Here is a 19,327-nt window from a genome sequence, read left to right on the forward strand (position 1 = left end):
CGAAACGCTGTCCAACGAGATAGCGTTCCGTTTCCGACACGCAAGAGCGAGCGGTCTCGGGATTTTAAGTTGCCGCTCGCCGTTTCGGCCGACAACCTGATCAGGCCCGGCAACACCTATCATCATCTGTTTCCTCCCGTTTGTCGCCATAGCCGTTTCGCAGGGCTGTCACGCGTGTGCCGCCCACAATGCGCGCTGCCGATGTGCGGCGAATAGAGCTGCTCGCCGGGCAACGCGTCATTGCTTGCCCAAACGAAGCGTATCGTGCTCGGGGAACGTCAGAACGGCCGCTCAGCATCATCGCTGATAGCTTCAGCCGCCGCGAGTGTCTTCGCGCACGTGCAGCGGACGCCCATTAAGGGATCATTGTCGCGGCCGTCAGGCTGTCGTCAGTAAGCGGCCCTATGCGATTGGGCAAAGGAGATGTCGATGCTCGTGGCAAACCCCGCTGGTGGCAATACATTCAAGGTCTGGGACGCGCCGCTCAGGCTGTTTCACTGGCTGCTCGTCGCTGCGATAACAGCGGCCTTCCTATCCTCGGAAGGTGACAGTCCGATCGCCGCCTGGCACATGGCGGCCGGCTGGGTCGCGGCCGTGCTCCTTGCGTTTCGCCTGATCTGGGGATTTGTCGGAGGCGAGCATGCGCGGTTCGTAAATTTCATCCGGCCTTCGGGTATCGTGGCGCATATCCGTGGCCTCGTGGCCGGCCATCCGGAGCGCACGGTCGGGCATAATCCGCTTGGCGCGCTTGCTGTGCTTGCCCTGTTCGCGGCGGTCGGCGCAGTCCTGTGGACCGGCATCCAGGTCGATGCGGGCAAAGCGGACGAGGACATCCACGAAGCGCTCGCCTACGGCATGCTGGCGCTGGTCGGCATCCATGTCGCCGCCGTTCTCGTGATGTCGCTGGTCACTCGCGACAACCTCGCCAGAGCGATGGTCACGGGTCGCAAGCGCACCGCACTCTACCCGGGAGCGCGGGATGCGCGGGTCCCGGGTTTCATGGCGGTCGTGCTTGGCGGCGTGGTCGTCATCGCGGCGGTGTTCGGCATCACGCGGTTCGATCCCGCCGCCTTCAGCCCGCAGGCGCATGGCGAGGCGGGAGAAGGCCAGGGCGGCGAGTACACGGCCGCCGGGCACGGCGAAAATCCTGACGGGGATTGAGCGTAGCTCCCGGCGCGGTTTGACCCGGGCTGCCGCAACCTCCATGTCGCTCGTGCCAATATACGCAAAGAACAGGGGCAGAAGCCCTGGAACGGGCTATATTGGAGAGGTCCATTTTATGCGTGTCCTTGTAGTCGAAGACAATGACCGGCTGGCGAAGCTGGTCGCGGACGGCCTCCAGCGCCGGGGCTTTTCGTGCGACGTCGCCGGTTGCCTGGCGGGTGCGGACAGCGCGATGGACAGCGCGGCCTATGACGCCATCGTCCTCGACCTGGGCCTGCCTGACGGCGACGGGATCGACTGGCTGGCGGCGCGGCGGCGATACCGGCAGGTCCCGCCCGCGATCGTCCAGACCGCGCGCGGCGCGCTGGAGGACCGGGTAACGGGACTTGACGCCGGCGCCGACGATTATGTCGTCAAGCCCGTGGAGATCGACGAACTGGCCGCACGCCTTCGCGCATTGCTTCGCCGCCCCGGCCCGCGCACCCAGACCGTGCTGCAAGTCGGGCCGCTACTGTTCGACACCGCTGGGCGGACGGCGCGCCATGACGGCAGGGAGATTGACCTGTCCCGCCGCGAGGCCGACCTGCTGGAACTGCTGATGCGACGCGCGGGCGCGGTCGTTCGCCGGGAAGCCATCGAGGACGCGCTCTACAATTTCAACGAGCCCGTCACGCCCAATGCGGTGGAAGCGGCGATATCGCGGCTGCGGCGCAAGCTCGAAGATGCCGGCGCGGGTGGAAACCTCCATACCATCCGGGGCGTGGGCTATATGTTGCGGGACAATGGTGCATGACCTATCGGCGGTCCGTTTCCCGACGGCTGGTGCGTGGCCTGGGCTTGGTCGGGCTGGTCGGCACGGTCCTGCTGCTTGCGGCCGTCGCCTTCTTCTATCGACTGTCGTTCGCAGACCTTGCCGCAGGCGAAGCGACGTCCCGCGCACTCAACGAGATGCTGGATCATGTCGCCCTGCCGGTGGTTATCCTGATGGCGCCGGTCGCGTTCGTCGGTCTCCGGGTCATCAGACAGGCCTTCACCCCGCTGGAAGAGGCGGCAGCGGAGATCGAGGCGGCACGCGGGCATGAGCGCGGCTTCCGGATCGATACCTCGCGAATGCCCTCCGAGGCGTTGCCGTTCACCGATGCGGTCAACGATCTGCTCACCCGGCTCGACGATGCGGCAATGCGTCAGGAGGCCTTCGCCGCCGACGTCGCGCACGAACTGCGCACGCCGCTCGCCGTGCTGTCGCTTGAACTCGACCGGCTCGATCACGCCGAGGCAGGCCGTCTCAAGGGAGATGTCGCGGCCATGCGCCGGCTGATCGACCAACTCATGCTGCTCGCCCAGATCGACGCCGCCACGGCGGCCCAACTGGTGCCGGAAGCCGTTTCGCTGACGGATGTGGCGACCGACGCCGTCAGTTTCATGGCCCCGGGGATCATCGCGACGGGCAAGACCATCGCCCTCGAAACTGGAGAGCAATCGCCGATCGTGCGTGGACGGCGCGAGGCGATCGCGGCGGCCCTGCGCAATCTCATCGAGAATGCTGTGCGCGTGACGCCCGCCGGCGGGGCTGTCCATGTCAGCGTCGGTCCCGGAGCGGCGATCGGTGTTCGAGACGAGGGGCCGGGCCTTTCGCCCGATCGCCTGCGCGATCTTGTGCGGCGCCACAGCCGCGCCGACCATGCGAGCAAGGACGGCGCGGGGCTGGGCCTCGCGATCGTCGACCGGATCATGGCGGCGCACGGCGGGATGCTCGCGACCGATTCGGACAGGCGCGAGTTGTCGCTGCGCTTTCCCGGCGCCTGACGTTCCACTCCCGTCAGGGAGTCGTCAGCTTCGTCCGCTAGGCGAAAGCCATGTTGAACCGCAGCTTCATCCTTGCCGGCGTCGCCGTGATCGCGCTGACGCTTGCCGGCCTGTGGTGGTTGACCACCCGTGCCGGCACGGCGTCGCCCGCCGCTCAGTCCAGCCCCCCTGTGGACTCTGCGAGCGCGGTGCCGGGCCATCTACGCGTCGAGGCCGGGCAGGCGGCGCAACTCGGTATCCGCCTTGCACCCGCCGTTGCGGCGAACGAAGCGCCGCTCGCGATCGTGCCCGCCCTGATCCAGCCGCCCGCCAATGCGCGCGTGGCTGTGGCCGCAACCTTTCCGGGCGTGGTGATGCGCACCCTGGTCGTCGAAGGCGACACGGTGCGGCGCGGACAGCCACTTGCGGTGATTTCGAGCCGCGAGGTGCTGATGATGGGCGCGGACCTGACGCGCGCGAACGCACGGCTGGGGGTCGCTCGATCGAATGCCGCTCGTCTCTCGCAACTCAGTCGTGAGGGCATCATTGCCGGCGCCCGTGCCGACGAGGCCAGTGCGATCGCCGTGGAAACGAGCGCCGATGTTTCGGAGAAGGCGCGTATCCTGCACATGGTCAACGGCCATGGTGCAAGCGGCAGCTACACGCTGACGGCACCGATCGCCGGCCGCATCACCACGGCCAGGATCCAGACCGGAAATTCGGTGGACGGCACGAGCGCGCCTTATGTGATCGATGCAGCGAACCGCTACGAAGTGCTTGGCCAGCTGCCCGAGCGGCTGGTTGGGCTGGTCCGTCCGGGCATGTTGGTGCGGATCGATCCGAACATACAGGGCCGCGTCACGGCGGTGGGGTCGACCATCGATCCTGCAACACGCTCGGCCAGCGTGAAGGCCGAGATCGCCGCCGGTCCAGGCATCGTGGCGGGGCGGGCGACCAATCTGCTGATTTCCGGCCCGGCTCCCTCGGGCGCGGTCGGCGTGCCTGCTGCCGCCGTCGCAACGATGAACGGCCGGACTGTCGTCTTCGTCGCCACCAAGGGCGGCTTTGCGGTGCGCGACGTGAAGAGCGGCGGGGCGAATGGAAGCCAGGCCATCCTGCTGTCTGGCGTGAAGCCCGGCGAGCAGGTCGTCATCGCCGGCACGAGCGCGCTCAAAGCGCTCGCCTTGTCGCGGTAACCGGCCAATGCTGCGCTCACTGGTCGCCGCGGCTCTATCCTATCGCGTGCTCGTGCTGGCTCTCGCGCTGACGGTTGCGGGCCTCGGTGCATGGGCCTTCGTGAACCTGCCGGTCGATGCCTATCCCAATATCGCTCAGACGCAGGTCAAGATGATCCTGAAGGCGCCAGGGATGACGCCCGAGGAGGTGGAGAGCCGCGTCATCACGCCGATCGAGATGGAGATGCTGGGCATTCCCAACCAGGCGATCCTGCGCTCCACCGCCAAATATGCCATTGCCGACATCACCATCGACTTCACCGACGGCACCGACATCTATTGGGCCCGCCAGCAGGTTGCCGAGCGCCTGTCGGGCGTGATGGCCGATCTGCCCGCGTCGGTCAGCGGCGGCCTCGCCCCGATCTCGACGCCGCTGTCCGACGTTTACATGTTCACGATCGAAGGGCCGCTCTCGCTCCAGCAGAAGCGCGAACTGCTCGACTGGACGATCCGGCCCGCGCTCAGGACCGTGCCCGGCGTGGCTGACGTGAACGCCTTGGGCGGTTTCGTGCGGACGTTCGAGGTCAGGCCCGATCTGGTGGCGCTTGCCGGCACGGGACTGTCGACCGCAGACATCAGCGCTGCGATCGAAAGCGGCAACCGCAACGACGGTGCCGGCCGCCTGACAAGCGGAGAAGAATCGCTGATCGTCCGCGCGGTCGGCGCGATCCGCACGGTGGAGGATCTCCAGTCGCTGGTGATCGCCAGTCGCGATGGCCGCATCGTCCAGTTGGGCGATGTCGCGACGATCGGAATCGGCAGCCTCACCCGTTACGGCGCCGTCAGCAAGAACGGCAAGGCCGAGGCGGTCGAGGGGCTGGTGATCGCCCTGCGCGGCGCCGATGCCCGCCAGGTCGTCGACGGCGTGCGCGCCCGGCTTGCGGAGCTTCAGAAGACGCTGCCCGCCGGAACCCATGTCGATGTCTTCTACGACCGATCCGACCTCATCGGCCGCGCATCGGCACGGTCGAGGAAGCGCTGCTCGAGGCGACGATCCTCGTGGTCGTGCTGCTCATCCTGTTCCTGGGCGACTGGCGGGCGGCGGCGATCGTCGCCGCGACCCTGCCGATGGCGGCCCTCATCACCTTCCTGTTCATGCGCGGCATGGGGTTGTCGGCGAACCTGATGAGCCTGGGCGGCCTCGCCATCGCCATCGGCATGCTGGTCGACGGCGCGGTGGTGGTGGTCGAGAATATCGTCGAGCGGCTCGGACGGGCTCATGATGACGACCATCCGCGCCTCAATCATGTCTTCCAGGCGACCAACGAGGTGGTCGTTCCTGTGTCGGCGGGCATCGTCATCATCGCGCTCGTCTTCCTGCCCTTGCTCGCGCTCCAGGGATTGGAGGGCAAGCTGTTCGCGCCCGTCGCGCTGACCATCGTCTTCGCGCTGGCTGGCTCGCTGTTGCTGGCTCTGACGCTGGTTCCGGTGCTGTCCTCCTTCGGCCTGAAGAGCGGCCACCACGGCGATCCCTGGATCATGCGCCGGATCTCGCCGCGTTACCGCGCGCTGCTGGACGCGGCATTCGCCCGCAAGCGACTGGTCTATGGTCTGGCGACGGCGGGGCTGGTGATCGCCGGTATCGCTTATGGTGCGGTCGGCAAGACCTTCATGCCGACCATGGACGAGGGCTCGGTGATCGTGCAGCTCACCAAGCTCCCGTCGATCAGCCTCGACCAATCGGTCAAGGGCGACATGGCGGCGCAGCGCGCGTTGCTGACGGTGCCCGAGGTCGGCGACGTGATCGCCCGCGTCGGCGCCGACGAGATCGGCCTCGATCCGATGGGGCCGAATGAGACCGACAGCTTCGTGCGCTTGAAACCGCAGTCGGAATGGCGCGGCGACAAGGACTTCGTCGTCGGCGAGATGCGCAAGGCTATGGAAGGCATGCCCGGCATCCAGCCCAGCTTCACCCAGCCGATCGAGATGCGCGTGTCCGAGATGCTGACCGGCGCGCGCGGCGATCTCGCGGTCAAGATTTTTGGGCCGGACCTCGCGACGCTCGCTGACCTCGCCGGTCAGGTCCAGCGCACCCTTTCCAGCATAAGCGGGGCGTCGGAAGTGCTGACCGTCGCCAACGACAGTGTCGATTATCTCCAGCTCGACATCGATCGCGCGGCGGCCGGGCGTTTCGGCATGCCGGTGGACCGGATGCAGGATGCACTGCGCGCCCAGGTCGAGGGCATTCACGCGGGCATTGTCGCGGAAGGTCAGAAGCGCGTTCCGATCATGATCCGTGGCGATGAAAGCCTGCGCTCGGACCCAACGCGCTTCGCCGACCTGCAATTGCGCACGCCCGGGGGCATTCTCGCTCGCGTCAGCGACATGGCGCGGGTCGAGCGGACCCAGGGGCCAGTGAAGCTCGACCATGAAAACGGCTCGCGCTTCGCGCTGGTGCAGGCGTTCGTCTCGGGGCGCGACCTGGTGGGTTATGTCGACGAAGCCAGGGCGGCGGTGGCGGCAAAAATCAAGCTGCCGATCGGATACCGCATCGTCTGGGGCGGGCAGTTCGAGAACCAGCAACGCGCGTCGACCCGGCTGATGCTAGTCATCCCGGTGGCGCTCCTGCTGATCTTCTTCGTGCTGCTAGCGACGCTCCGGTCGCTGCGCGCCTCGATCCTCATCCTGCTCAACATCCCGTTCGCGATGGTGGGCGGCATCGTCTCGCTCTGGGCGTCGCGGGAATATCTCTCGGTGCCGGCCTCGGTCGGGTTCATCGCGCTGCTGGGGATAGCGGTGCTGAACGGTCTCGTGCTGGTTGCCTATTTCCGCCAGCTTCGCACCGAAGGGCGCAGTATGACCGAATCCGTCCGGCTTGGCGCGGAGCGCAGGTTGCGCCCGGTGCTGATGACGGCGAGCATCACCGCCTTCGGCCTCGTCCCGCTGCTGTTCGCCAGCGGCCCGGGCTCGGAAATCCAGCGCCCGCTCGCCATCGTCGTCATCGGCGGGCTCATCACCTCGACGCTGCTGACGCTGGTCCTCCTGCCCATCCTGTTCGAGCGCTTTGGTGAAAGTGCCAGGGAAACCGAAAATGCCTGACCTGCTCCTGACCTTTCACTGCGCGACCCGCGATGTCGAAACCGTCGTGGCGGCGATCCGCGCGGCATCACAGGCACCGATCCACATCCACGATATCGCGGTGCGCGGCCGGGATTTCAGCGACGCACGCACCGCCGAGCGCGTGACGGGCAATCTTGATCGAAGTGCGATCGAGCTGATCGTAGCGGACGATGCGATGACCGAACTGGTTCGGGCCGTGGCCGAATCCAGGCGCGACCTGCCGGTTCGCTGGCGCGCCGTTCCGGTCGTGGCGCGGGGCAGGCTCGCATGAGGCCGTTCATTCTCGTCCTCGCCATGCTCTCGCTGCTGGCGCCTAGCATGCTCCATGCCCAGCGCGCGGACCTCCCGCCGGTCGAGAAGGTCAACGAAGCGCTCGACAACCATCCGACCGTCATGGCCGCCGCCGCCAGGGTTGAAGTCGCCCGTGCGCGCGGGGACATGCTGTATAAGGGCACCCATGAAGCGGTTATCGCGGGCAGCTACATTCGCCGCAGCGTTGACCGCGAAGGCGGCTATGACGAGTTTGATGCAACCCTCTCCCGTCCCTTCCGTCTCCCCGGCAAGGCGGCGCTCGACCGCAAGTCAGGCGCGCTGGGCGTCGAGGTTGCGGAGAACCAGATGGAGGATGCGCGCCATCAGGCGGCGTTGGTCCTGACCGGGCTCTGGCATGACTGGCTGACCGCTGGCAGCCATTATCGCAACGACCTCGACACGGTGCGCTCGCTGGAAGCGGCCCTGACCGCCTTGCGTCGCCGCGTCCAGCTACGAGATGCCCCGGCGCTCGATCTCGACCAGGCTTCCGCCGCACTGGCGCAGGCGCAGGCCCAGGCCGCTGCATCTCTCTCCGCAGGCGAGCAGGCGCGCGTGATCCTGGTCGCGACTTTTCCAGAGATACCGCTTCCTCCCGAGCCAGCCGAACTCGCCTTGCCCGAACTGCCGCCACAGAAACTCGAAACCATGCGGACGCTGGTGATCGAGCGCAGTCACGAGATCCGCGCCGCCGACCGCGAGGCGCAGCGGTTGGCCGTCGTTGCGCGACGGGTTCGAGCGGATCGGATCGCCGATCCCTCTTTCGGTGTCCGCCTGTTCAGTGAGCGTAGCGGCATGGAGCGGGGCGCGGGCGTGGTGGCGTCCATCCCGCTGGGAGGCGGCTACCGCCGGGCAGCCGCCTCCCAGGCGTCGGCGGAGGCAAACGCCGCCCGTCTCGAACTCGCCAATATCCAGCGATCGGTCGCGGCTATCGCCGACGCCGACCTGTCGAATGCGCGCACCCGGCTGGAAGCGTGGCGAAGCGCGCAGGCATCGGCGCAGAGCGCTTCCGACGCCGCCGGGCGGACGGAGCGCGGCTATCAACTGGGCCAGATCGATCTGGTCGACCTGCTCTATGCCCGCCGCCAGGCGAACGACGCCCGCCGATCCGAGATCGATGCGCGATCGGAAGCCTCGCGGGCGCTGCTGAAATTGCAGATCGATTCCCATAGCATCTGGGTTCCCGATGGCGACCATGATTGAGAACGGCTTTGTGCACGGGCGCGAAGCCAGGCCCTCTGGTTCAGCTTCTTGGCGGCACAAGAGATGAAATGTGCAGGGAAGCCGAGTCCGGACCTCACCGACGGCGGCGTACCGCGAACGCCTTGGTCGCTTGACTAAAGCTTGGCCGCGTAGATCATTCGGCCCGGGCCGAGCCGGCCGAGAATTTGGGCTATATCGGCCTGTGCAACAGCAAAGCACCCCTGGCTTCGCCCGAGCTTGCCGGTGGCACGAACTATATCATCCGATACGTAGGATGCCGCATGGATGACAATGGCGCGCGCCTCGGCGTTGCTGTTCTCAGGGTCAAGGCCGATCAGGCGCTGCGAGCGACCATGCTTGCCTGAATAGCCGTTGCCGACCAGATAAGCGCCCGCTGAAGACGCCGCCGAGCCCGGTGAATTCGAGAAGCGCTCGACCCAACCGCTATGATCCGGATCGGATCCGCGCCCGTGTGCGACCAGCAGACTTTGGCTTCGCCCGCTCATCACATCGACGAGGTGGAACCGGGGAATGCGCGACGCCTGGCTGAAATCCACGATACCGATCACGTCGCGATGCTTTATCGTCGCGCGGTGGCGGTCCAGCGCACTCAATGCGCGTTGAAGCAAGGCCGGGCGCGGAGGAACTGGTCCTGGCAGGGCGGCAAGCCCGTTCGTCTGTTGTAACATGCCCAAAGCAGCGGCACCGCCACCCAGAAGCAGATGGCGCCTGGAAATGAATGTCACGCTTGTCTTGAACCACTATCTGTTTGCTGATCAAGACCATGATAAGCATGATATGAGCCACTTCACAGATAAGTACTAAACCTTACGAGAATCGGGAAGATTGCCGGGCGGGCTGGTTCGAGACGATCGCCGAGACCGATGCGGACGCCGCCTGAGTACCGAGCGCATCATCATAAGACCGGGCAGAAGCGGCAGCCACAATATCAGGATCCTCAGCAGCATGGTGGCGGCAAAGGCATTCTCGATCGGCACACCCAGGAGACCGAGCGTTGCGGTCGACGTCGCCTCGAAGCTGCCGAGACCCAGCGGGATCGGGCCCAGCGTCACGACGATCGAAGCCATGATCAGCGCAATGAACGCAGTTCCGAAACCGGCGGGCCCTCCCAGTGCGTCAAGGCAGGCCCAGAGCGTCGCGGCGTCGGCAAGGAAGACCAATGCATTGAAGCCTGTGACTCGAACCAAAAGCGGGCGATCGCCGATCAGATGGGCTGGGGCCTGACCGACGATCCCGAGCAGGTTACGGACCACGCCCACCCGTTCGAGCCGGGGCGACAAGGGTTGGCTGCCGCGATGTCTGAGCCAGAGCGCGAGCGACGGAATGGCGAGCGCCACCAGCAGAAACGTGGTGACCACACCGGCCATCAGCGGCGTCGCCTTGTCATGGAGCCATAGCAGGACCAGCATGGAGACCGCGAAGAAAGCGAAGGCGGCATAATAGCCGATCATCGAGACGAGCAGCGCCGCCACCGCCGTCCCGCGCGGCACGCGCAACCGCACGAGTTGGTCGACGAGAAGAACATTGCCCCCCATTCCCGCGCTTGGCACCGCCTGGTCCGCGAATAATTTGGTGAGCGCGATGCGCATCAACGAGGAAAGCGGGCGTGATGTGCCGGCGCTGCGCAGCACCGCCGCCCAGCCCGCCGCCACGCTGGCATAGGTCGAAAGCTGGAACAGGACGGCAAGAGCCAACCAGAAGAGATTGGCGCGAGCGACCAGACGGCCGAACTTCTCTATCTCGCCGAAATGCAGCACCGCCCCGACCAGCGCCGCCACAAGGATGATGCCGAGAAACCAGGACCGCCATGCGCCCGACGGCTTTGTTGCGGTCGCCTCGTCAGCTTTCGAGGACATAGCTGCCCGGCGCGTTCCCGAGCGCCCCGGAGTTCACGCCGGAACCGCCGAGCGGCGGCGGTACGCTTGGAGGGCTTGAATGCAGATCGAGCCAGACGGCCCATGCCGGCCACCACGAACCTGCGTCTGACGATGTCCGGGCCAGCCAGGTTTCAGGTTCGACGCAGTCCGCGTCTGCCGGTCGTGCGAGCAACCGATAGAATCGATCCGGATGGCTTGGCTCGGATACAATTCCGTCGTCATGGCCGCCGGTGGTGAGCAGGAATGTCACCTCCGTACCCATCAGCCGATGGATCTTGTAGACCGATCGCCAGGGCGCGACATAGTCGCTTTCGGCGCCGACCGCGAAAACCGGCACATGAATATTTTCGAGGGGGATCGGTCGACCGTCGACCTGGTACCGTCCCTCGGCCAAATCGTTACCAAGAGCCAGGGAGCGAAGATACTGGCTATGCGCTGCAAAAGGCAGGCGGGTGGCGTCGCTGTGCCAAGCTTGCAGGTCGCTCATGGGGCCGCGTGCGCCCATGAGATAGTCGCGGACAAAATATGGCCAGACAAGATCGTTCGAGCGCAGCGCCTGGAAAGCGCCGCTCATCTGCGCGCTGTCGAGATAACCCCGTGCGCGCGCCATCGTCTCGAGAAAATCCAGCTGCGCCGCATCGATAAACAGGCCGACCTCGCCCGGTTCGCTGAAATCGGTTTGCGCCGCGAACAGCGTCATCGTCGCAAGACGATCGTCGCCATCGCGCGCCATCGCCGCCGCCGCGATCGCGAGCAAGGTCCCGCCGAGGCAATAGCCCGTCGCATGGATCTTGTTCGCGCCGGTGATCGCGGTGATCGCGTCGAGCGACGCCATGATACCCAGCCGACGATAATCCTCCAGGTCGAGCGTGCGACCGCCTTCGCCGACATTGCGCCACGAAATCATGAACACCGTCTGTCCCTGCCCGACGAGCCAGCGCACCAGGGAATTCTCGGGCGACAGGTCGAGAACATAATATTTGAGGATCCACGCCGGAACGATCAGCAACGGTTCCGGACGGACGGCCTGCGTCGTCGGCACATATTGGATGAGCTCGATCAGATCGTTCCGATAAACCACCTTGCCCGGCGTGATCGCCACGTCGGCGCCAGGACGATAGAATTCGGCGCCGGCCGGCCGCTCCCCCGCAAGCGAGCGGAGCCAGTCCTGGATCAGAGTTGCCGCACCATCGATCAGGCATTCGCCCCCGGTCTCGATAATGCGGTGCTGGAGAACCGGATTGGTGGCGACAAAGTTCGAGGGCGCCAGCATGTCGAGCATTCGGTGGATCGAAAAGCGCATGATTGCCCGATGCTGCGCTGTAACCCCAAGAATATCGCACGCCGCCTCATCCCACCACCTCTCGCTGTGCAAAAAGGACTGACGTATCAGATCGAAAGGCCATGCCTCCCAGGAAGGATCGTCGAAGCGGTGATCCCGCGTTGGAGGGCCGGCTTGGGGCTTGGGTGCGCCTGCGGACGCAGCAGTCCGCCACTCACCACCGGCGAGCGACATAAATTCGCGGACGGTCTCGGCAACAATATGCATTTGGCTGCCTGGAAATAAGGCGAGATGCGTCGCCCAGTCTGCGAAGGCCTCACCGAGCGACGACGGCGCCAGCCCGCCTGTAAGGGTTGCAACGGCCGCTCTCGTGGGGCGAAGGAACAGTTCGGCCCATCCGTCATATGGACCACCAGCACAGTTTGTTGCCGTTCCGTCGGGCGTCGATAGCGAAACCACTGCCTGCTCCTCGTTGCCTGCCACTTGGCTCATAGGGACTTCGGCAGCGCCACGAATTAGGTAAGCCTACGGACCCGGGCCGCCCGTCAGCTTACGTAGCTTTGCGGATTGGTCGCAGCGACGTGCCGACACAGGGTAGAAGTGTAGCTTTTACCCAAGGCGAGGACCGGCGCATGCTCCATCGAAGCAACGAATTTGAGTGGCCGGCATCCGGCAATGCGAACGGCGGGTATCGTGGGCTGGGCGCCTATATGAGCGCGGTCTATCTCCACATGGCCGGCGGCGTGATCCTATCGGCAGCGTTCGCCCTTCTGGCCGCCTACAGCCGATCGCTCGCGGACGCCCTGTTCACTGCCGACGGGCTCACCATCATTGGATGGATCGTGACGCTGGCGCCCCTGGGACTGGTGATCCTGCTCGGCGCACGGGTCGATCGGCTGTCTGCCTCGACGGCCAGCGCGATCTTCATCCTCTACACCGCGCTCGTCGGATTGTCGCTTGGCAGCTTGCTGCTCACCTACAGCAGCGACAGCGTCGGCTACACCTTCGTTTCCGCTGCTGCCGGATTTGCCGTGCTCGCTCTGGTGGGCACTGTCACGCACAAGGATCTGTCGGGCCTGGGCGCCTTCTTCACGATCGCGCTCGTCGGGCTCATCGTGACGATGCTGCTTAATCTGTTCGTGCGCTCAGGCACTGTCGATCTGCTCACCTCGGGCGTCGGCATCCTGCTGTTCGCAGGGCTCACCGCATTCGATGCACAGCGGCTGAAGCGTCAATATGAGGAGGGCGCCGCGGACGGGCGCAATGGCGCTGCGGTGCTGGGTGCGCTGACGCTCTACCTCGATTTCCTGAACCTGTTCCTGTCGTTGCTGCGGTTCAGCGGACGGGAGCGGTGGTGACCGAGCCGCAGGCGTTCTGGCAAGCCACGCCCGACGATTCTCTCCGCACGCTCGCCGCGACCTGCGACGGGCTGTCGTCGAATGAGGCTGCCGCGCGCCTCGACCGTGACGGGCCGAACGAGATCTCCGCGGCGAAGCAGCGGCATCTCCTGCTCGACCTCCTGCGCCGCCTCGGCAATCCGCTGATCGCTATCCTGCTCGTGGCCGCCGGCATAGCCGGGGCCACCGGCGACATGGCGAGCTTTGCCATCATTTTCCTCGTCGTCGTGCTGTCTACCACCCTCGATCTCGTCCAGGAGCACAGGGCCGAAGCGACGGCGGAAGCGCTCAAGCGGGCGATCGCCCTTCATGCGACCGTGCTGCGCGACGGCAAGCCGATCGAGTTGCCCGTGCGCGAGTTGGTGGCCGGCGATATCGTCATGCTTGCGGCGGGCGATCTCGTCCCCGCCGATGGCGTCGTCCTGGCGGCGAACGGCGCGCAGGTGAACGAGGCGCTGCTGACCGGCGAGCCTTATCCGGTTGAGAAGCAGATCGAGCCCGTCATGGTCGCCGAGACGCCGGCCGACGCGCGCAACGCGCTGTTCCACGGGACATCGCTCATTGGCGGCACGGCGACAATGCTCGTCGTCCAGACCGGTTTGCGCACGCGCTTCGGCGCGATCGCGCGTTCGCTCGCCGGCAAACAGCCGACGACTGCTTTCGAGCATGGCATCCACAAGCTCGGGGTGCTGATCGTCAGGCTCACGATCTTCCTCGTGCTGTTCGTGCTGCTCGCCCATCTCGCGCTCGGGCGGCCGCCGCTGCAATCCTTCCTGTTCGCGATGGCGCTCGCGGTGGGCCTGACACCCGAGCTTTTGCCGATGATCATGACCGTCGCGCTCGGGCGCGGCGCTCAGCGGATGGCGAAAGCCAAAGTCGTGGTGAAGCGGCTATCCGCGATCCACGACCTCGGCCAGATGGATATATTGTGCACCGACAAGACCGGCACGCTCACCGAGGCGCGGATCACGCTCGTCGGCCACCCAGGCATCGACGGCGAGGATGACGAGCGGGTGGCGGAGTTGGCGGCGGTCAACGCCCGCTTCGAGACCGGCCTGAAAAGTCCGCTCGACCAGGCGTTGCTGCTCCACATGACCGGCCGCTCGCTCGAGGGCTGGCGCAAGCTGGATGAACGGCCGTTCGATTTCGAGCGGCGGCGCGTCGCGGTGCTTGCCGAGCAGGGAAGCGAGCGGATCGAGATCGTCAAGGGCGCGCCCGAGACGCTGCTCGCCTTGTGCACAAGAGCGCAGGACCGATCGGGAGAGTTCGTGCCGCTCGACGATGCGCTGCGCGCCCGTCTGTGCGCGCTGCGCGACGATCGCGCGGCGCAGGGGCTGAGATTGCTCGCGATCGCATGGAAACCGGCGGCCGGGCAAGAGCGAATCGACGCCCGGGGAGAGGACGAGCTGGTGTTCGCGGGCTATTGCGTGTTCGTCGACCCGCCCAAACCGAGCGCCACGTCCGCAGTCGCCCGGCTCGAAGCGGCGGGCATTCGCATCAAGGTGATTTCGGGCGATGCGGCGCCCGTGATCCAGCATCTCGTGGCGGCGCTCGCCCTGCCGGTCGAAGGTATTTTGACCGGCGAAGAGATCGCGAAGCTGAATGATCCAGCACTAGCTGCCCGGGTGGAACAGGTCGACCTTTTCGCTCGGGTCACGCCCGACCAGAAGACGCGGATCGTCCGCGCGCTCCGTGCGCGCGGTCACACGGTGGGCTTCATCGGCGACGGCATCAACGACGCGCCGGCGATCCGCGCCGCCGATGTCGGCCTGTCTGTCGACGGCGCCACCGATGTGGCCCGCGAGGCGGCCGACATGATCCTGCTCGCGCCCGATCTCGGCGTGCTCGCCGATGGTGTCGCGGAGGGGCGACGGACCTATGCCAACATCATGAAATATGTCCGGATGGGAACGAGTTCCAACTTCGGCAACATGCTGACCATGGCGATCGCGTCGCTGTTCCTGCCGTTCCTGCCGCTCACGCCGGTGCAGGTGCTGCTCAACAACCTTCTCTACGACCTTTCCGAGATCGGCATCCCGTTCGACACCGCGGACAGCGGCGATCTGGCGCGTCCGCAGGGATGGGACATAAGGGGGCTCGTACGCTTCACCGCGATCATGGGACCGCTTTCCTCGCTCTTCGACTTCGCGACTTTCGCGCTTCTGCTCGGCGTCTTCCACGTCGGCATCCCGGAGTTTCGCACGGCCTGGTTCATGGAATCGATGATGACGCAGATCCTCGTCGTGTTCGTGATCCGTACATCCCGCCCGGCCTGGTCGAGCCGGCCTCACATCGTGCTGACGGTCACCGCGCTGGCCGGCCTGGCGGCAGCGCTGCTGCTGCCGCTGCTGCCTTCGGCCGGTCTGCTCGGCTTCGCGATACCGGGTGCAACCATATTCGGCGCCATCGCGCTGTTGGTGGCCGGCTATCTGGCAAGCGCGGAGTTCCTCAAGCGGTTCGCATTGCGGCCAGCGAGGTCCGCGCGTTGATGACGAGGCCGCCGTGGCTGCATGACCGCGTCCCTCGATCTTATCGGGATGGTTTGAAATGCCGGCAATTGGCATCGCGGCGGAGCGATAGGCCGGGGCCGTAAGCGCCCATGCGGACGCGCGGCGCTGGCGCACGGGCCCGGTATCATGAATGCTTGCAGGCAGTTTGAACACGATCGGAGATTCGGGACGGTGAAGGAACGACGTATTGGTTACGAAGCGCTGCGGTCGAAGCTGATGAGCGCGCAGGATGCCGCCCGGTTGATCGCACCCGGCACCACAGTGGGCATGAGCGGCTTTACTGGTTCGGGCTATCCCAAGGCGGTCCCGCTCGCCCTTGCCGAGCGAATTGAGGCCGAGCATGCCGCAGGCAACCCCTTCTCGCTCCGCGTCTGGACCGGTGCATCGACAGGTCCGGAACTCGACGGTGCGCTCGCCAAGGCAGACGGCATCGAATTCCGCCTGCCCTATAATTCCGACCCCATTGCCCGCGACAAGATCAACCGCGGCGAGATGGAATATTTCGACATGCATCTGAGCCAGGTCGCGCCGATGGCGTGGCAGGGCTTCCTGGGTCCGCTGGACACGGCGCTAGTGGAGATCAGTGGCATCCGGCCGGACGGCTCGCTGATCCCGTCGTCGTCGGTCGGCAACAACAAGACGTGGCTGGACAGGGCGAGCCAGGTCATCCTCGAGGTGAACAGCTGGCAGAACCCGGCGCTCGAGGGCATGCACGACATCTATTATGGCACCGCGCTGCCCCCGCACCGCGTGCCGATCCCGCTCGTGCGGCCGGACGACAGGATCGGCGAGACCGGATTCCGGTGCGACCCCGCCAAGATCATCGCTATCGTCGAAACGGACGCGCCCGACCGCAATCTGCCGTTCAAGGCGCCCGACGAGGACGCGCTGACCATAGCCGGTCACCTGCTGGATTTCTTCCGCCATGAGGTCGCGCAGGGCCGATTGCCCGCGTCCCTGCTGCCGATCCAGTCGGGCGTGGGCAACATCGCCAACGCGGTGCTGACCGGCCTTGTCGATAGCCCTTTCGAGGACATGACCGCCTATACCGAGGTGATCCAGGACGGGATGCTGGATCTTCTTGCCACCGGCAAGCTGCGGATGGCATCCGCGACGGCCTTCTCGCTCAGTCCCGAGGCCGCCGCCGGTCTCAACGCCGACATGGAGCGTTTTCGGGACAAGATGGTGCTGCGCCCACAGGAGATCAGCAACCATCCCGAGTTGATCCGCCGGCTGGGCTGCATTGCGATGAACGGGCTGATCGAGGCCGACATCTACGGCAACGTCAATTCCACCCACGTCATGGGCTCGCGCATCCAGAACGGCATCGGCGGATCGGGCGATTTCGCCCGCAACGCCTATGTGTCCATCTTCATGACGCCCTCGCTCGCCAAGGGTGGCGCGATTTCCGCCATCGTGCCGCAGGTGAGCCATGTCGACCACATCAACCAGGACGTCCAGATACTCGTGACTGAGCAGGGCCTGGCCGACTTGCGCGGTCTCTCGCCCAAGCAGCGCGCGCGACTGATCATCGAGAAACGCGCGCATCCTCGTTACAAGCCTGCGCTGTCCGACTATTTCGAGCGGGCCTTGCGGTCATCCTACGGCAAGCACTCGCCGTCCCTGTTGGCCGAAGCCCTGTCATGGCATCAGCGCTTCGTGGAGACAGGCACGATGATGGCCTGAGCCAGCGCGAGTCCGTGGGATCATCGTCTCTCAGTGCCGCCGGGCGGCGCGCTTGTCCCGGACCTTCTTGTAGCTCTCCAGAACAGCCCGCATATCGTCGAGCGCCTGCTGACGGATCTTGGCATCCTGTATTTCGGCTAGTTCGCGTTTCAGGCCGGCGGCGAAATCAGCGTAGCTGTTCTGCCAATCGCGACCCACGGCCTGCCGAAGCTCCGGGTCTCCGGTCTTGATCCGGGCGGCAGGCGTGCCGACGGGCAGCCGGAACACCTCGCCTATCTCCGGCACGATGATGGAGGCGCTCAATTCGCGGGCCTGGGCGATGCGGCGCAACGTCCCGATCGCCGTCGCTTCCCCATGCGAGAGGAAGAGACTGCCCCCGACAGGACGCCGCGCCTCCATCCACGCCAGCAGATCGTCCTGATCGGCGTGCGCCGAATAGGTGTCGATGTGCCGAATCTGGGCGCGCACGACGACGTCCTCACCCGAAATGCGCACGCGCTCGGCGCCGTCGAGAATGATCCGGCCCAGCGAGCCCTCCGCCTGGAAGCCGACGAACAGCACCGTGGATTCGCGTCGGAAGAGATTGTGCTTGAGATGGTGCCGGATGCGGCCGCCTTCACACATGCCCGATGCCGCCATGATGATGCGCCCGACAAGCTGTTCAGCCGGATCGATTCCGCGACATCATCGACGAAATGAAAAGCCGGGTGACCAAAGACATTCTCGCCCTCCATGTCCTCGAGCGAGCCGGCATATTTGGCGAACACGCTGGTCGCGCGATTGGCCAAAGGGGAATCGACGAAGACAGGGGTGGACGGAATGCGGTTGGCGTCGATCAGCGCGGCGATATCAACCAGCAGTTCCTGCGTGCGCTCGAGCGCGAACACCGGAATGATGAGATTGCCACCGCGCGCCAGCGCCCCCTTGATCTCGGCTTCCAGCAAGGTTCGGCGCTCGCCGATGGTGAGATGGTCGCGCTTGCGGTCGCCGTAGGTGGATTCGCAGATGACATGATCGAACCCCGAAGGACCCTCCGGATCGCGTTGAAACGCCTTATGCTCGGGACCAAGGTCACCGGAACACAGGACATGCCTCCCTCCGACATCGAGCTCAACCGACGCCGAGCCCAGGATGTGCCCGGCGTTCCAAAGGCGCGCCCTGAACCCGGGGATCTCAAACCATGTCTCGAGCTCAACGGGCCGGGTCTGCCGCCACGCGGCCATCGCGTCCTGCTCGGTGTAGATCGGTATGATCTTTGGCTGGTCCGCACGATCCTTGCGTCGATTGCGTCGGGTTGCGTCGCTCTCCTGGATGCGCCCCGCGTCGGCCAGCATGAACTCGAGCAGATCCGCCGTTGGCGCCGTGCACCAGATCTCGCCCGTGAAGCCTTCGGCCACGAGCCTGGGCAATAGTCCGCTATGATCGATATGGGCGTGGGTCAGGATGACCGCGTCGACCTCCTCCGCGTCGAACGGGAAGGCACTCCGGTTGAGCGCTTCGAGCGTACGGGAACCCTGGAAGAGCCCGCAATCGACGAGCAACCGTTTCCCGTCACGGCAGAATTCCATGCAGGAGCCAGTGACAGTACGGGCTGCTCCGTGGAAGGCGAGTGTGAGGTCGTCAGTCATGAAGTATCAGATCATTGTCCTGGATCGGCTGGGGAAAAGCCGTTTCTCCCACTCGAACTGCCCATGTCATCGTTTCGCCGGAGAGTGTCCGACGTGTTGCAAGCGAAGGCAACCAAAGCAGGAGGCCTTGCCGCCGTGCAATCAGTATTTGTGGCGATATTCTCTCGGCG

General features: G+C 65.5%; 13 protein-coding genes and 2 pseudogenes. 10 read left to right on the top strand and 5 right to left on the bottom strand.

What is annotated here, in order from left to right; translation table 11 throughout:
- Positions 1 to 429 precede the first annotated feature (429 nt).
- From BF95_RS09390 to BF95_RS09420, 7 genes and pseudogenes are all read left to right on the top strand, one after another.
- Positions 430 to 1,161: a cytochrome b/b6 domain-containing protein gene (locus tag BF95_RS09390; protein ID WP_043151119.1), complete on the top strand. Its 732-nt coding sequence runs from the start codon at positions 430 to 432 to the stop codon at positions 1,159 to 1,161.
- 118 nt (positions 1,162 to 1,279) lie between these two features.
- Positions 1,280 to 1,957, top strand: coding sequence for a response regulator transcription factor (locus BF95_RS09395; protein ID WP_043151071.1), 678 nt, complete (start codon positions 1,280 to 1,282; stop codon positions 1,955 to 1,957).
- Complete coding sequence (locus BF95_RS09400) at positions 1,954 to 2,970, top strand: sensor histidine kinase (RefSeq protein ID WP_043151072.1); 1,017 nt, start codon at positions 1,954 to 1,956, stop codon at positions 2,968 to 2,970. Before BF95_RS09395 ends, BF95_RS09400 begins: the two co-directional genes overlap by 4 nt.
- A 50-nt stretch (positions 2,971 to 3,020) precedes the next feature.
- The gene (locus BF95_RS09405; RefSeq protein WP_043151074.1) at positions 3,021 to 4,145 is read left to right on the top strand and encodes an efflux RND transporter periplasmic adaptor subunit; all 1,125 of its coding nucleotides are present in this window, start codon (positions 3,021 to 3,023) and stop codon (positions 4,143 to 4,145) included.
- A 7-nt stretch (positions 4,146 to 4,152) separates the two neighbouring features.
- Positions 4,153 to 7,223 (top strand): annotated as a pseudogene (locus tag BF95_RS09410) (efflux RND transporter permease subunit).
- On the top strand, positions 7,216 to 7,515 hold the full coding sequence (locus BF95_RS09415) for a DUF3240 family protein (RefSeq protein WP_043151076.1): 300 nt from the start codon (positions 7,216 to 7,218) through the stop codon (positions 7,513 to 7,515). The pseudogene BF95_RS09410 and the gene BF95_RS09415 overlap by 8 nt, the downstream one beginning before the upstream one ends.
- A complete protein-coding gene (locus tag BF95_RS09420; RefSeq protein WP_043151077.1) occupies positions 7,512 to 8,756 on the top strand; it encodes a TolC family protein in 1,245 nt (414 codons plus the stop codon). Before BF95_RS09415 ends, BF95_RS09420 begins: the two co-directional genes overlap by 4 nt.
- 134 nt (positions 8,757 to 8,890) lie before the next feature.
- On the opposite strand, the gene BF95_RS09425 is transcribed toward BF95_RS09420, so the two are convergent.
- From BF95_RS09425 to BF95_RS09435, 3 genes are all read right to left on the bottom strand, one after another.
- A complete protein-coding gene (locus BF95_RS09425) occupies positions 8,891 to 9,502 on the bottom strand; it encodes a murein L,D-transpeptidase catalytic domain family protein (protein ID WP_043151079.1) in 612 nt (203 codons plus the stop codon).
- A gap of 75 nt (positions 9,503 to 9,577) precedes the next feature.
- Positions 9,578 to 10,633, bottom strand: coding sequence for a lysylphosphatidylglycerol synthase transmembrane domain-containing protein (locus tag BF95_RS09430; RefSeq protein ID WP_081764107.1), 1,056 nt, complete (start codon positions 10,631 to 10,633; stop codon positions 9,578 to 9,580).
- Entirely contained in the window at positions 10,617 to 12,428 is a 1,812-nt protein-coding gene (locus BF95_RS09435; protein WP_081764108.1) for a PHA/PHB synthase family protein, read from the bottom strand. Before BF95_RS09435 ends, BF95_RS09430 begins: the two co-directional genes overlap by 17 nt.
- Positions 12,429 to 12,568: 140 nt before the next feature.
- Here BF95_RS09435 and BF95_RS09440 point away from each other — a divergent pair, with 140 nt between their 5' ends.
- The 3 genes from BF95_RS09440 to BF95_RS09450 all read left to right on the top strand — a co-directional run bounded on the left by BF95_RS09440 (position 12,569) and on the right by BF95_RS09450 (position 17,529).
- Complete coding sequence (locus BF95_RS09440; protein ID WP_043151081.1) at positions 12,569 to 13,294, top strand: Bax inhibitor-1/YccA family protein; 726 nt, start codon at positions 12,569 to 12,571, stop codon at positions 13,292 to 13,294.
- Positions 13,291 to 15,822 carry a magnesium-translocating P-type ATPase gene (mgtA, locus tag BF95_RS09445; RefSeq protein ID WP_043151126.1) on the top strand — a complete coding sequence of 844 codons (2,532 nt, stop codon included), beginning with the start codon at positions 13,291 to 13,293 and terminating at the stop codon, positions 15,820 to 15,822. The genes BF95_RS09440 and mgtA overlap by 4 nt, the downstream gene beginning before the upstream one ends.
- A 192-nt stretch (positions 15,823 to 16,014) precedes the next feature.
- The gene (locus BF95_RS09450; RefSeq protein ID WP_043151082.1) at positions 16,015 to 17,529 is read left to right on the top strand and encodes an acetyl-CoA hydrolase/transferase family protein; all 1,515 of its coding nucleotides are present in this window, start codon (positions 16,015 to 16,017) and stop codon (positions 17,527 to 17,529) included.
- Positions 17,530 to 17,559: 30 nt separating this feature from the next.
- On the opposite strand, the gene BF95_RS30980 is transcribed toward BF95_RS09450, so the two are convergent.
- Positions 17,560 to 18,168 (bottom strand): MBL fold metallo-hydrolase RNA specificity domain-containing protein, encoded by a 609-nt coding sequence (locus BF95_RS30980; RefSeq protein WP_443018353.1) that lies wholly within the window; start codon positions 18,166 to 18,168, stop codon positions 17,560 to 17,562.
- Positions 18,106 to 19,157 (bottom strand): annotated as a pseudogene (locus BF95_RS09455) (MBL fold metallo-hydrolase); the annotation flags it as partial. The pseudogene BF95_RS09455 and the gene BF95_RS30980, both read right to left, overlap by 63 nt.
- Positions 19,158 to 19,327 lie beyond the last annotated feature (170 nt).

The sequence above is a fragment of the Sphingobium sp. Ant17 genome (assembly GCF_000588875.1).
In the GTDB taxonomy this organism is placed as follows: domain Bacteria; phylum Pseudomonadota; class Alphaproteobacteria; order Sphingomonadales; family Sphingomonadaceae; genus Sphingobium.